Source organism: Cognatundibacterium crateris, from assembly GCF_010078235.1.
Lineage (GTDB): Bacteria > Pseudomonadota > Gammaproteobacteria > Burkholderiales > Burkholderiaceae_D > Undibacterium > Undibacterium crateris.
The window spans coordinates 52,172-62,005 of the sequence record NZ_JAABOS010000013.1 but is presented as its reverse complement, the minus strand read 5'-3'; the positions used below and the strand labels follow the sequence as shown (position 1 = coordinate 62,005).

Annotated in this window: 21 protein-coding genes; all 21 read left to right on the top strand. The window is 48.1% G+C overall.

Annotated features, from left to right (window positions below; translation table 11 throughout):
* Positions 1–192 precede the first annotated feature (192 nt).
* The 21 genes from rpsJ (at position 193) to rplO (ending at position 9,810) form a co-directional block, all read left to right on the top strand.
* Positions 193–510 carry a 30S ribosomal protein S10 gene (gene rpsJ / locus EYB48_RS18080; protein ID WP_110255911.1) on the top strand — a complete coding sequence of 106 codons (318 nt, stop codon included), beginning with the start codon at positions 193–195 and terminating at the stop codon, positions 508–510.
* Positions 511–722: 212 nt separating this feature from the next.
* Complete coding sequence (rplC, locus tag EYB48_RS18075; protein WP_162021786.1) at positions 723–1,379, top strand: 50S ribosomal protein L3; 657 nt, start codon at positions 723–725, stop codon at positions 1,377–1,379.
* Positions 1,380–1,382: 3 nt separating this feature from the next.
* Positions 1,383–2,006, top strand: coding sequence for a 50S ribosomal protein L4 (gene rplD / locus EYB48_RS18070; RefSeq protein ID WP_162021785.1), 624 nt, complete (start codon positions 1,383–1,385; stop codon positions 2,004–2,006).
* A complete protein-coding gene (gene rplW / locus EYB48_RS18065; RefSeq protein WP_162021784.1) occupies positions 2,003–2,317 on the top strand; it encodes a 50S ribosomal protein L23 in 315 nt (104 codons plus the stop codon). Before rplD ends, rplW begins: the two co-directional genes overlap by 4 nt.
* 2 nt (positions 2,318–2,319) lie before the next feature.
* Positions 2,320–3,150 carry a 50S ribosomal protein L2 gene (gene rplB, locus EYB48_RS18060; protein WP_162021783.1) on the top strand — a complete coding sequence of 277 codons (831 nt, stop codon included), beginning with the start codon at positions 2,320–2,322 and terminating at the stop codon, positions 3,148–3,150.
* Between the two features lie 10 nt (positions 3,151–3,160).
* Entirely contained in the window at positions 3,161–3,436 is a 276-nt protein-coding gene (gene rpsS / locus EYB48_RS18055) for a 30S ribosomal protein S19 (RefSeq protein WP_007875308.1), read from the top strand.
* Positions 3,437–3,442: 6 nt separating this feature from the next.
* Positions 3,443–3,775 carry a 50S ribosomal protein L22 gene (gene rplV, locus EYB48_RS18050; protein ID WP_186882659.1) on the top strand — a complete coding sequence of 111 codons (333 nt, stop codon included), beginning with the start codon at positions 3,443–3,445 and terminating at the stop codon, positions 3,773–3,775.
* Positions 3,776–3,784: 9 nt separating this feature from the next.
* Positions 3,785–4,609 (top strand): 30S ribosomal protein S3, encoded by an 825-nt coding sequence (gene rpsC / locus EYB48_RS18045; RefSeq protein WP_162021782.1) that lies wholly within the window; start codon positions 3,785–3,787, stop codon positions 4,607–4,609.
* A 2-nt stretch (positions 4,610–4,611) separates the two neighbouring features.
* On the top strand, positions 4,612–5,031 hold the full coding sequence (gene rplP, locus EYB48_RS18040; RefSeq protein ID WP_162021781.1) for a 50S ribosomal protein L16: 420 nt from the start codon (positions 4,612–4,614) through the stop codon (positions 5,029–5,031).
* Positions 5,032–5,043: 12 nt separating this feature from the next.
* A complete protein-coding gene (gene rpmC, locus EYB48_RS18035; protein ID WP_162021780.1) occupies positions 5,044–5,235 on the top strand; it encodes a 50S ribosomal protein L29 in 192 nt (63 codons plus the stop codon).
* Positions 5,235–5,507 carry a 30S ribosomal protein S17 gene (rpsQ, locus tag EYB48_RS18030; protein ID WP_162021779.1) on the top strand — a complete coding sequence of 91 codons (273 nt, stop codon included), beginning with the start codon at positions 5,235–5,237 and terminating at the stop codon, positions 5,505–5,507. The genes rpmC and rpsQ overlap by 1 nt, the downstream gene beginning before the upstream one ends.
* Positions 5,508–5,747: 240 nt before the next feature.
* Positions 5,748–6,116, top strand: coding sequence for a 50S ribosomal protein L14 (rplN, locus tag EYB48_RS18025; protein WP_006464924.1), 369 nt, complete (start codon positions 5,748–5,750; stop codon positions 6,114–6,116).
* A 9-nt stretch (positions 6,117–6,125) separates the two neighbouring features.
* Entirely contained in the window at positions 6,126–6,440 is a 315-nt protein-coding gene (gene rplX, locus EYB48_RS18020; protein ID WP_162021778.1) for a 50S ribosomal protein L24, read from the top strand.
* Positions 6,441–6,444: 4 nt separating this feature from the next.
* Complete coding sequence (gene rplE, locus EYB48_RS18015) at positions 6,445–6,984, top strand: 50S ribosomal protein L5 (protein ID WP_162021777.1); 540 nt, start codon at positions 6,445–6,447, stop codon at positions 6,982–6,984.
* Between the two features lie 7 nt (positions 6,985–6,991).
* Positions 6,992–7,297, top strand: a complete 306-nt coding sequence (gene rpsN / locus EYB48_RS18010; protein WP_162021776.1) for a 30S ribosomal protein S14 — start codon at positions 6,992–6,994, stop codon at positions 7,295–7,297.
* Between the two features lie 14 nt (positions 7,298–7,311).
* Positions 7,312–7,707: a 30S ribosomal protein S8 gene (gene rpsH, locus EYB48_RS18005; protein WP_162021775.1), complete on the top strand. Its 396-nt coding sequence runs from the start codon at positions 7,312–7,314 to the stop codon at positions 7,705–7,707.
* Positions 7,708–7,717: 10 nt separating this feature from the next.
* Positions 7,718–8,251 carry a 50S ribosomal protein L6 gene (gene rplF / locus EYB48_RS18000; protein ID WP_162021774.1) on the top strand — a complete coding sequence of 178 codons (534 nt, stop codon included), beginning with the start codon at positions 7,718–7,720 and terminating at the stop codon, positions 8,249–8,251.
* A gap of 12 nt (positions 8,252–8,263) precedes the next feature.
* Complete coding sequence (gene rplR, locus EYB48_RS17995) at positions 8,264–8,626, top strand: 50S ribosomal protein L18 (protein WP_162021773.1); 363 nt, start codon at positions 8,264–8,266, stop codon at positions 8,624–8,626.
* 12 nt (positions 8,627–8,638) lie between these two features.
* Positions 8,639–9,157, top strand: a complete 519-nt coding sequence (gene rpsE / locus EYB48_RS17990) for a 30S ribosomal protein S5 (protein ID WP_162021772.1) — start codon at positions 8,639–8,641, stop codon at positions 9,155–9,157.
* A gap of 10 nt (positions 9,158–9,167) precedes the next feature.
* Positions 9,168–9,350, top strand: coding sequence for a 50S ribosomal protein L30 (rpmD, locus tag EYB48_RS17985; RefSeq protein ID WP_162021771.1), 183 nt, complete (start codon positions 9,168–9,170; stop codon positions 9,348–9,350).
* 28 nt (positions 9,351–9,378) lie between these two features.
* A complete protein-coding gene (gene rplO, locus EYB48_RS17980; protein WP_162021770.1) occupies positions 9,379–9,810 on the top strand; it encodes a 50S ribosomal protein L15 in 432 nt (143 codons plus the stop codon).
* Positions 9,811–9,834 lie beyond the last annotated feature (24 nt).

Genomic DNA, 9,834 nt, shown 5'->3' with positions numbered 1-9,834 from the left:
TTCGCTATCCGTGAAGGTGGTCGTACAGTCGGTGCTGGCGTTGTTGCTAAAATCATCGAGTAATTTGTAATTTTGTAGTACACTAGTCGGCTGCCGTGTTTTTAAGCACGGCAGCCGACTTTTTTAGTATTCGCTCTTTGTAAAATTGCCACACTCTTTTGAGATGCTGGCTCGCTCTTTATAGGAATGGTTATGTCTACACAAAATCAAAAAATCCGCATTCGTCTGAAAGCATTCGATTACAAGCTGATCGATCAATCTGCTCTGGAAATCGTTGAAACAGCAAAGCGCACTGGTGCCGTTGTTAAAGGTCCGGTTCCTCTGCCAACACGTATCCAGCGTTTCGACGTACTGCGTTCCCCGCACGTGAACAAAACTTCCCGTGATCAGTTCGAAATCCGTACGCACCAGCGTCTGATGGACATCGTTGACCCAACAGATAAAACTGTTGATGCATTGATGAAACTCGACCTGCCAGCTGGCGTTGACGTAGAAATCAAACTGCAATAATCCAGATTTGCCTTCTTTTTAAAAGAAATACGAAAAAATTCAGAAAATTTGACATACCACAAATTTTAGGAATTTCAAATATTTTGCCTTGTAAATTAAAAATTTGCGGGCTATAATGGAAGGCTTAAACGTGGGTCAGCTTCGGCTGGCCTATTTGTTTAAGTTTTTTAAACATCAGCCTCACCCAATCGTAGGTGAGAATGGAGAAAATAATGAGCTTGGGCCTAGTTGGTCGCAAGGTTGGCATGATGCGTATCTTTACTGATGACGGGGATTCTATTCCGGTTACAGTATTGGATGTATCCAACAACCGCGTGACGCAAGTCAAAACTCCTGAAACAGACGGTTACTCTGCTGTTCAGGTTACATTCGGTCAGCGCCGTGCATCCCGCGTAACTAAAGCGGCTGCCGGTCACCTCGCAAAAGCAGGTGTTGAAGCTGGTACAGTCTTAAAAGAATTCCGTGTTGAAGCTGCTAAAGCTGCTGAACTGAAAGCTGGCGATGTCGTGCCAGTAGGTTTGTTCGAAGCTGGTCAGAAAGTCGACGTGCAAGGCGTGACAATTGGTAAAGGCTATGCCGGTACCATCAAGCGCTACCACTTCTCTTCTGGTCGTGCAACTCACGGTAACTCCCGTTCCCATAACGTTCCAGGTTCTATCGGTATGGCGCAGGATCCAGGTCGTGTTTTCCCTGGTAAGCGCATGACTGGTCATCTGGGTGACGTAAAGCGCACTGTGCAAAATCTGGAAATCGCTCGCGTTGACGCAGAGCGCCAGTTGTTGCTGGTGAAGGGTGCCGTGCCTGGTGCAAAAAATGGTCAGGTGATTGTATCTCCTGCTGTTAAAGTTAAAGCTAAGAAGGGAGCCTAATCCATGGAACTGAAGCTCCTAAACGAACAAGGTCAGGCAGCAACTAGCGTTGCAGCATCCGACACTATCTTCGGTCGTGATTACAACGAAGCTTTGATTCATCAAGTTGTTGTTGCTTTCCAAGCGAATGCACGCAGCGGTAATCGTAAGCAAAAAGATCGTGAAGAAGTCCACCACACAACCAAAAAGCCATGGCGCCAAAAAGGCACTGGCCGCGCACGTGCTGGTATGTCTTCTTCTCCACTGTGGCGCGGGGGTGGTCGTATATTCCCGAATACGCCAGATGAGAACTTCTCTCACAAAGTTAACAAAAAGATGTATCGCGCAGGTATCTGCTCGATCCTGTCTCAGTTAGCACGTGAAGATCGTTTGCAAGTGGTTGATAATGTTGCTGTTGATGCGCCTAAGACAAAACTCTTGTCTGAAAAACTCAAAGCAATGGGTTGCCTGGATTCCGTTCTGATCATCACTGATGAATTTAACGAAAATCTGATGTTGGCAGCACGTAACCTGGCTAACGTATTGGTTGTAGAGCCACGTTATGCTGATCCAGTTTCTTTAGTGTTCTACAAGAAAGTGTTGATCACTAAGCCAGCACTGGCAAAGATTGAGGAGATGCTGGCATGAGCGCATTAGTCAAACATAGCGAAGAACGCCTGTTGAAGGTGTTGCTGGCTCCTGTGATTTCTGAAAAAGCGACTATGGTTGCTGAAAAGAATGAACAAGTGGTTTTCCTGGTTACTCCAGATGCAACCAAGCCAGAAATCAAGGCTGCCGTCGAATTGCTGTTCAAGGTTCAGGTTGAATCTGTTCAAGTAGCAAATCGTCAAGGTAAACAAAAACGTACCGGTAGATTTACTGGCCGTCGCAATCATACAAAACGCGCTTTTGTATGCTTGAAGCCTGGTCAGGAAATCAACTTCACTGAGGGGGCATAATTATGGCACTCGTTAAGATGAAGCCAACCTCACCAGGTCGTCGTGGTATGGTGAAAGTGGTAACAGAAGGCCTGCATAAAGGTCGTCCGTTTGCTGCTTTGTTGGAAAAGAAATCCAAAACTGCTGGCCGTAACAACAACGGTCACATCACTACCCGTCATATCGGTGGTGGTCACAAGCATCACTACCGTGTAGTTGACTTCAAACGCAACCACAAAGACGGTATCCCTGCGACAGTTGAACGTATTGAATACGATCCTAACCGTACAGCGCACATTGCATTGTTGTGCTACGCGGACGGCGAACGTGCATACATCATCGCCCCTAAAGGCGTTGCAGCTGGTGATCAGTTGATGAGCGGTTCCCAGGCTCCGATCAAAGCAGGTAACTGCTTGCCAATCCGTAACATCCCAGTCGGTACAACTATGCACTGCGTAGAAATGTTGCCAGGCAAAGGTGCACAGATTGCACGTACAGCAGGTGCTGGCGTTGTATTGATGGCGCGTGAAGGTACTTACGCACAGGTTCGCCTGCGCTCCGGCGAAGTTCGTCGCATTCATATCGAATGCCGCGCAACCGTTGGTGAAGTAGGTAACGGCGAGCACAATCTGCGTAAAATCGGTAAAGCTGGTGCGATGCGCTGGCGCGGTGTTCGTCCTACCGTTCGCGGTGTGGTCATGAATCCGGTCGATCACCCGCACGGTGGTGGTGAAGGTAAAACTGCAGCTGGTCGTCATCCAGTATCTCCATGGGGTCAACAGACCAAGGGTAAGAAGACACGTCGCAATAAGCGTACTACTTCCATGATCGTCTCACGCCGTGGTAAGAAATAAGGGATAACACATGACACGTTCATTGAAAAAAGGGCCGTTTTGTGACGCCCACCTGGTGAAGAAAGTCGAAGCTGCTCAAGCAACTAAAGACAAAAAGCCAATCAAGACTTGGTCCCGTCGTTCGACAATTATGCCGGACTTCATCGGTTTGACCATTGCGGTTCATAACGGTAAGCAACACGTACCGGTTTATGTTTCCGAAAACATGGTTGGTCATAAGCTCGGCGAATTCGCGCTGACCCGTACGTTCAAGGGTCACGCTGCCGATAAAAAGGCTAAGAAATAAGGACCGATGATGGAAACTAAAGCAACTCTTCGCGGTGTGCGTCTGTCTGAGCAAAAAGGTCGCCTGGTGGCAGATCTGATCCGCGGTAAAAAAGTAGATCAGGCATTGAATATCCTGACTTTCAGCCCGAAAAAAGGCGCTGCAATCATTAAGAAAGTGTTGGAGTCTGCAATTGCAAACGCCGAGCACAATGATGGCGCTGACATCGACGAACTGAAAGTAAAGACTATCTATGTCGAAAAAGGTGCGATTCTGAAGCGTTTCACAGCACGCGCTAAAGGTCGTGGTGATCGTATCTCTAAACAATCCTGTCACATCTACGTGACTGTTGGTAACTAAGGAGTCACGATGGGACAGAAGATACATCCAACCGGTTTTCGTCTGGCGGTAACACGTAACTGGTCTTCCCGTTGGTATGCAGGCAATGGCAACTTTGCTTCCATGCTCGGTGAAGATCTGAAAGTACGTGAGTACCTGAAGAAAAAACTGAAAAACGCTTCCGTTGGCCGCATCACTATTGAGCGTCCGGCTAAGAACGCACGCATCACCATTTACAGCTCCCGTCCAGGCGTTGTAATCGGTAAAAAAGGCGAAGACATCGAAGTTCTGAAAGCAGATTTGTCCAAGATGATGGGCGTGCCAGTTCACGTCAACATCGAAGAAATCCGCAAGCCAGAAATCGACGCTCAGCTGATCGCTGACTCTATCGCTCAGCAGCTCGAAAAACGTATTATGTTCCGCCGCGCGATGAAACGTGCGATGCAGAACGCAATGCGTCTGGGCGCACAAGGCATCAAGATTATGTCTGGTGGTCGTCTGAACGGTATCGAAATCGCACGTAAAGAATGGTATCGCGAAGGTCGTGTGCCTCTGCATACACTGCGCGCTGATATCGACTACGGCTTCGGCGAAGCATCCACAACTTACGGCATCATTGGCGTTAAAGTGTGGGTCTACAAAGGTGATCGTTTGGCAAATGGCGATGCGCCTGTTATTGAATCGACTCCGGAAGACGACAAAAAACGTCGTGGCCCACGTCGTGACGATGGCAAGCCAAATAGCCGTCCACGTGCTAAGCGTCCTGAAGGGCAAAATACATCTGGCGCAGCAGCTCCAGCTAAGCGTGTACGCGCAAAAGCTGACGCAGCACCAGCTGAGAAAGCAGGAGAATAATCATGCTGCAACCAGCACGCAGAAAATATCGTAAGGAGCAAAAAGGCCGTAACAAGGGTATCTCGCATACTCGTGGTACAGCTGTTTCCTTCGGTGAGTTTGGCTTGAAAGCGGTTGGCCGTGGTCGTATCACAGCGCGTCAGATTGAAGCTGCGCGTCGTGCAATGACACGTCACATCAAGCGCGGTGGCCGTATCTGGATCCGCGTTTTCCCGGACAAGCCAATTTCCCAGAAACCTGCAGAGGTTCGTATGGGTAATGGTAAAGGTAATCCTGAGTACTACGTTGCCGAGATTCAACCAGGCAAAATGTTGTACGAAATGGATGGTGTCGATGAGGCGCTGGCACGCGAAGCTTTCCGCTTAGCTGCAGCTAAATTGCCGCTGTTGACTACGTTCGTCGTCCGTCAAGTCGGCCAATAATAGGAGTTGTAAATGAAAGTATCTGAACTCCAAGGTAAAGATCAAGCGGCTTTGACCAAAGAACTCAATGATCTGTTGAAGGCACAATTCAGCCTGCGTATGCAAATCGCTACTCAGCAACTGACTAACACTTCTCAGTTGAAAAAAGTTCGTCGTGACATCGCACGCGTGAAAACCGTCATGAATCAGAAGGATGCCAAATAATGAACGATCAAGTTAAAGTGGCATTGAAGCGCACATTGATTGGCAAAGTTGTGTCTGACAAGATGAACAAAACAGTCACCGTACTGGTTGAGCGTCACGTTAAACATCCTTTGTATGGCAAGATCATCGTTCGTACTGCAAAGTACCATGCACACGATGAAGCAAACCAGGCAAAGGCTGGCGACACAGTTGAAATTCAAGAAGGTCGTCCAATCTCCAAGACTAAAGCTTGGACAGTGACACGTGTGGTTCAAGTCGCGCAAGTCGTATAAATTTATTGCACAAAAAATTTTTTGATGCGATAATGATGGGCTGTTATTTACAAAGTACGTGAATAACAGCCTAAATGTCTTTCGCAACACCCTCTCGTTGTGAAAGTGGTTAAAAAAATCGTCCACCTAATCAGTTGGCTCGTGCATTGTAGGTTATGTAGGGGTTTGCTGGCAGGACCAAGACTGACTACAAGCTTGCATTGTGCAAGTTGTGTGGATTAAGTTGGGAAAGAGAACATTATGATTCAAACAGAAAGCCGGCTGGAAGTAGCTGACAATACTGGTGCGCGCGAAGTACTGTGCATTAAAGTATTGGGCGGTTCCAAGCGTCGTTATGCGGGTATCGGTGATGTAATTAAAGTCACTGTGAAGTCTGCTGCTCCGCGCGGTCGTGTAAAAAAAGGTGAAATTTACAACGCCGTGGTTGTGAGAACAGCTAAGGGTGTTCGTCGTCAAGATGGCTCGTTGGTCAAATTTGATGGCAATGCTGCAGTATTGTTGAATGCAAAGCTTGAGCCTATCGGCACTCGTATTTTCGGCCCAGTGACACGCGAACTGCGTACTGAGCGCTTCATGAAAATCGTGTCTTTGGCTCCAGAAGTGCTGTAAGGAGTCGTGATGAATAAAATTCGTAAAAACGACGAAGTCATCGTCTTAACGGGTAAAGACAAAGGTAAACGTGGTCAGGTGCAAGCTTGCATCGACAGCGATTACGTTGTTGTAGCTGGTGTTAATGTTGCTAAAAAAGCAGTTAAGCCAAACCCAATGACTGGCGCAGTTGGTGGCATCGTAGATAAATTGATGCCGATTCATGTGTCGAATGTTGCATTGTTCAATGCAGCTTCCGGCAAAGCAGACCGTGTAGGCTTTAAGGTCGTGGATGGTAAGAAAGTCCGCGTCTACAAGTCGACTGGCGAAGTTGTGAAGGCATAACATCATGGCCCGTCTACAAGCATTATATAAAGATAAAATCGTTGGTGAACTGACTGAGAAGTATGCGTACAAAACAGTCATGGAAGTTCCACGTATCCTGAAGATCACCCTGAATATGGGTTTGTCTGAAGCAGTTGCAGACAAAAAGATCATTGAGCATGCAGTTGGTGACCTGACGAAAATTGCTGGTCAAAAGCCAGTTGTTACCAAGGCTCGCAAAGCGATCGCTGGTTTTAAAATCCGTGAAGGTTATCCAATCGGCTGTATGGTAACTTTGCGTGGCGCTCAGATGTATGAATTCCTGGATCGTTTCATCACTGTGGCACTGCCACGTGTACGTGACTTCCGTGGTGTTTCTGGTCGTGCGTTTGATGGTCGTGGTAACTACAACATCGGTGTCAAGGAACAGATCATTTTCCCTGAAATCGAGTACGACAAGATCGACGCATTGCGTGGTATGAATATCAGTATCACGACAACCGCAAAGACCGACGAAGAAGCGAAAGCGCTCCTCGCCGCATTTAAATTTCCGTTCAGAAACTGAGGTCGCCATGGCAAAATTGGCACTGATTAATCGTGAGCAAAAGCGTGCAGACTTAGTGAAGAAATTCGCTGGCAAGCGCGCCGAATTGAAGGCCATCATTGATGACCAATCAAAGACAGAAGAAGAGCGTTATTTAGCTCGTCTGAAGTTGCAGGCTTTGCCACGTAATTCTAACCCGACCCGCCAGCGTAATCGTTGCGCTTTGACAGGTCGTCCACGTGGTACATTCCGTAAGTTCGGTCTGGGCCGTATTAAAGTCCGTGAAATCGCCATGCGTGGTGAAATCCCGGGTATGACTAAAGCCAGCTGGTAATAGGAGAATATGCAATGAGTATGAGCGATCCTATCGCCGATATGCTGACCCGCATCCGCAATGCACAAGTAGTTCAGAAAACTGTAGTTGCGATGCCGTCTTCTAAGGTAAAAGTTGCAATTGCAAACGTACTGAAAGACGAAGGTTACATTGAAGATTTCGCAGTTTCGGAAACTGCAGGTAAGTCCGAGTTGAAAATCGGCTTGAAATATTATGCAGGACGTCCTGTTATTGAACGCTTGGAGCGCGTATCCCGCCCAGGTCTGCGTATTTACAAAGGTAAAGACGAGATCCCAAGTGTGATGAACGGTTTGGGCGTGGCCATCGTGTCCACACCAAAAGGCGTCATGACTGACCGCAAAGCGCGCGCAACCGGTGTCGGTGGCGAAGTTATTTGCTACGTCGCCTAAGGAGTGAAAGATGTCTCGAGTAGGTAAGATGCCAATCGCTTTGCCGGCCGGTGCAGAAGTTGCAATATCAGCAGAGCAGATTACAGTAAAAGGTCCTATGGGCGTTTTGTCACAAAGCCTGAACGGCTTGGTGACAGTTGCGAACAACAACGGCACTTTGAGTTTTTCTCCAGCCAATGACGGCCGTGAAGCCAATGCGATGACAGGCACCCTGCGTGCCCTGGTCAACAACATGGTAAACGGTGTTACTAAAGGCTTTGAAAGAAAACTCACATTGGTCGGCGTTGGTTACAAAGCGCAAGCCCAAGGTGATAAGTTGAATTTGTCTTTAGGTTTCTCCCACCCAGTTGTACATCAAATGCCAGAAGGCGTTTCCTGTGCTACGCCAACTCCTACTGAAATCCTGATCAAAGGGATGGATAAGCAAAAAGTAGGTCAAGTTGCAGCTGAGGTCCGTGCATACCGCAGCCCAGAGCCATACAAAGGCAAGGGCGTCCGTTACTCGGACGAAGTGGTTGTAATTAAAGAAACCAAGAAGAAGTAATAGGGGTTGACGATGGACAAGAAACAATCACGTCTGCGCCGCGCACGTCAAACCCGTGCCAAGATCGCAGAACTCAAAGTGAACCGCCTGGCCGTGCATCGCACCAATTTGCACATCTACGCAAACATTATTGGCCCAGACGCCAAAGTGTTGGCATCTGCTTCTACATTGGAAGCAGAAGTACGTGCAGAGTTGGCTGGCAAATCCGGTGCGGGTGGCAACACTTCCGCCGCGACTTTGATCGGCAAGCGTGTAGCAGAGAAGGCAATCAAAGCAGGGGTTACCGAAGTTGCGTTTGACCGCTCCGGTTTCCGTTACCATGGTCGCATCAAGGCGCTGGCAGAAGCTGCGCGTGAAGCTGGCCTGAAGTTCTAAGGAAAATTTGTCATGGCAAAAATGCAAGCAAAAACAGCAGCCGACAAGCCGGATGATGGCATGCGCGAAAAAATGATCGCGATCAACCGTGTAACCAAAGTGGTTAAGGGTGGTCGTATCATGGGCTTCGCTGCATTGACAGTAGTTGGCGACGGCGATGGCCGTATCGGTATGGGCAAAGGAAAATCAAAAGAAGTTCCTGTAGCCGTACAAAAAGCGATGGAAGAAGCGCGTCGCAAGATGATCAAAGTGACACTGAAAGACGGTACTCTGCAGCACACCGTTACAGGTAAGCACGGTGCATCTTCCGTCATGATTTCTCCTGCGAAAAAAGGTACTGGCGTTATCGCTGGTGGTCCAATGCGCGCGATTTTTGAAGTAATGGGTATTGAAAACGTTGTGGCTAAGTCCAACGGTTCCACTAATCCTTACAACATGGTTCGTGCGACTTTGAATGGTCTGTCTAAGATGAGTACTCCATCTGAAATCGCTGCAAAGCGTGGCAAGACCGTTGAAGAAATCCTCGGTTAAGGAGAGCGCGATGACTACTAAGACAGTTAAAGTGCAATTGGTCAAAGGTCTGATCGGCACACGCCAGGATCACCGTGCAACCGTACGTGGTCTGGGTTTGCGTCGCGTCAATTCGGTTTCCGAATTGCAAGACACGCCAGCAGTACGCGGCATGATCAACAAAGTCTCGTATCTTGTGAAGGTTGTAGCGTAAGTCGTCAGGCTTATGTTCGGAGCAAATTATGGAATTGAATAACATCCAACCTGCTGATGGCGCAAAACACTACAAACGTCGTGTTGGTCGTGGTATCGGTTCAGGTTTAGGTAAGACAGCGGGTCGCGGCCATAAAGGTCAAAAATCCCGTTCCGGCGGCTTTCATAAAGTCGGTTTCGAGGGCGGTCAGATGCCTCTGCAACGTCGTTTGCCAAAACGCGGTTTCAAATCGCTGGCAACACCGTTCAAAGCAGAAGTTCGTTTGACAGACCTGGAAAACCTGCCAGTGACTGAAATCGACATTCTGGCTTTGAAACAAGCTGGTGTTGTTTCTGAACTCGCACGTACAGTACGTGTGATTCTGTCTGGCGCGATTTCCAAAAAAGTTACTTTGAACGGCTTGATCGTCACTAAAGGCGCTAAAGCTGCAATCGAAGCTGCTGGCGGAACCATCGCTTAATTCAGTGCAGACACCGGAGCAATA

Bases quoted from the DNA above. Each gene is read 5' to 3' on its own strand.
- rpsJ (WP_110255911.1), top strand. From the start codon at position 193: ATGTCTACACAAAATCAAAAAATCCGCATTCGTCTGAAAGCATTCGAT.
- rplC (WP_162021786.1), top strand. From the start codon at position 723: ATGAGCTTGGGCCTAGTTGGTCGCAAGGTTGGCATGATGCGTATCTTT.
- rplD (WP_162021785.1), top strand. From the start codon at position 1,383: ATGGAACTGAAGCTCCTAAACGAACAAGGTCAGGCAGCAACTAGCGTT.
- rplW (WP_162021784.1), top strand. From the start codon at position 2,003: ATGAGCGCATTAGTCAAACATAGCGAAGAACGCCTGTTGAAGGTGTTG.
- rplB (WP_162021783.1), top strand. From the start codon at position 2,320: ATGGCACTCGTTAAGATGAAGCCAACCTCACCAGGTCGTCGTGGTATG.
- rpsS (WP_007875308.1), top strand. From the start codon at position 3,161: ATGACACGTTCATTGAAAAAAGGGCCGTTTTGTGACGCCCACCTGGTG.
- rplV (WP_186882659.1), top strand. From the start codon at position 3,443: ATGATGGAAACTAAAGCAACTCTTCGCGGTGTGCGTCTGTCTGAGCAA.
- rpsC (WP_162021782.1), top strand. From the start codon at position 3,785: ATGGGACAGAAGATACATCCAACCGGTTTTCGTCTGGCGGTAACACGT.
- rplP (WP_162021781.1), top strand. From the start codon at position 4,612: ATGCTGCAACCAGCACGCAGAAAATATCGTAAGGAGCAAAAAGGCCGT.
- rpmC (WP_162021780.1), top strand. From the start codon at position 5,044: ATGAAAGTATCTGAACTCCAAGGTAAAGATCAAGCGGCTTTGACCAAA.
- rpsQ (WP_162021779.1), top strand. From the start codon at position 5,235: ATGAACGATCAAGTTAAAGTGGCATTGAAGCGCACATTGATTGGCAAA.
- rplN (WP_006464924.1), top strand. From the start codon at position 5,748: ATGATTCAAACAGAAAGCCGGCTGGAAGTAGCTGACAATACTGGTGCG.
- rplX (WP_162021778.1), top strand. From the start codon at position 6,126: ATGAATAAAATTCGTAAAAACGACGAAGTCATCGTCTTAACGGGTAAA.
- rplE (WP_162021777.1), top strand. From the start codon at position 6,445: ATGGCCCGTCTACAAGCATTATATAAAGATAAAATCGTTGGTGAACTG.
- rpsN (WP_162021776.1), top strand. From the start codon at position 6,992: ATGGCAAAATTGGCACTGATTAATCGTGAGCAAAAGCGTGCAGACTTA.
- rpsH (WP_162021775.1), top strand. From the start codon at position 7,312: ATGAGTATGAGCGATCCTATCGCCGATATGCTGACCCGCATCCGCAAT.
- rplF (WP_162021774.1), top strand. From the start codon at position 7,718: ATGTCTCGAGTAGGTAAGATGCCAATCGCTTTGCCGGCCGGTGCAGAA.
- rplR (WP_162021773.1), top strand. From the start codon at position 8,264: ATGGACAAGAAACAATCACGTCTGCGCCGCGCACGTCAAACCCGTGCC.
- rpsE (WP_162021772.1), top strand. From the start codon at position 8,639: ATGGCAAAAATGCAAGCAAAAACAGCAGCCGACAAGCCGGATGATGGC.
- rpmD (WP_162021771.1), top strand. From the start codon at position 9,168: ATGACTACTAAGACAGTTAAAGTGCAATTGGTCAAAGGTCTGATCGGC.
- rplO (WP_162021770.1), top strand. From the start codon at position 9,379: ATGGAATTGAATAACATCCAACCTGCTGATGGCGCAAAACACTACAAA.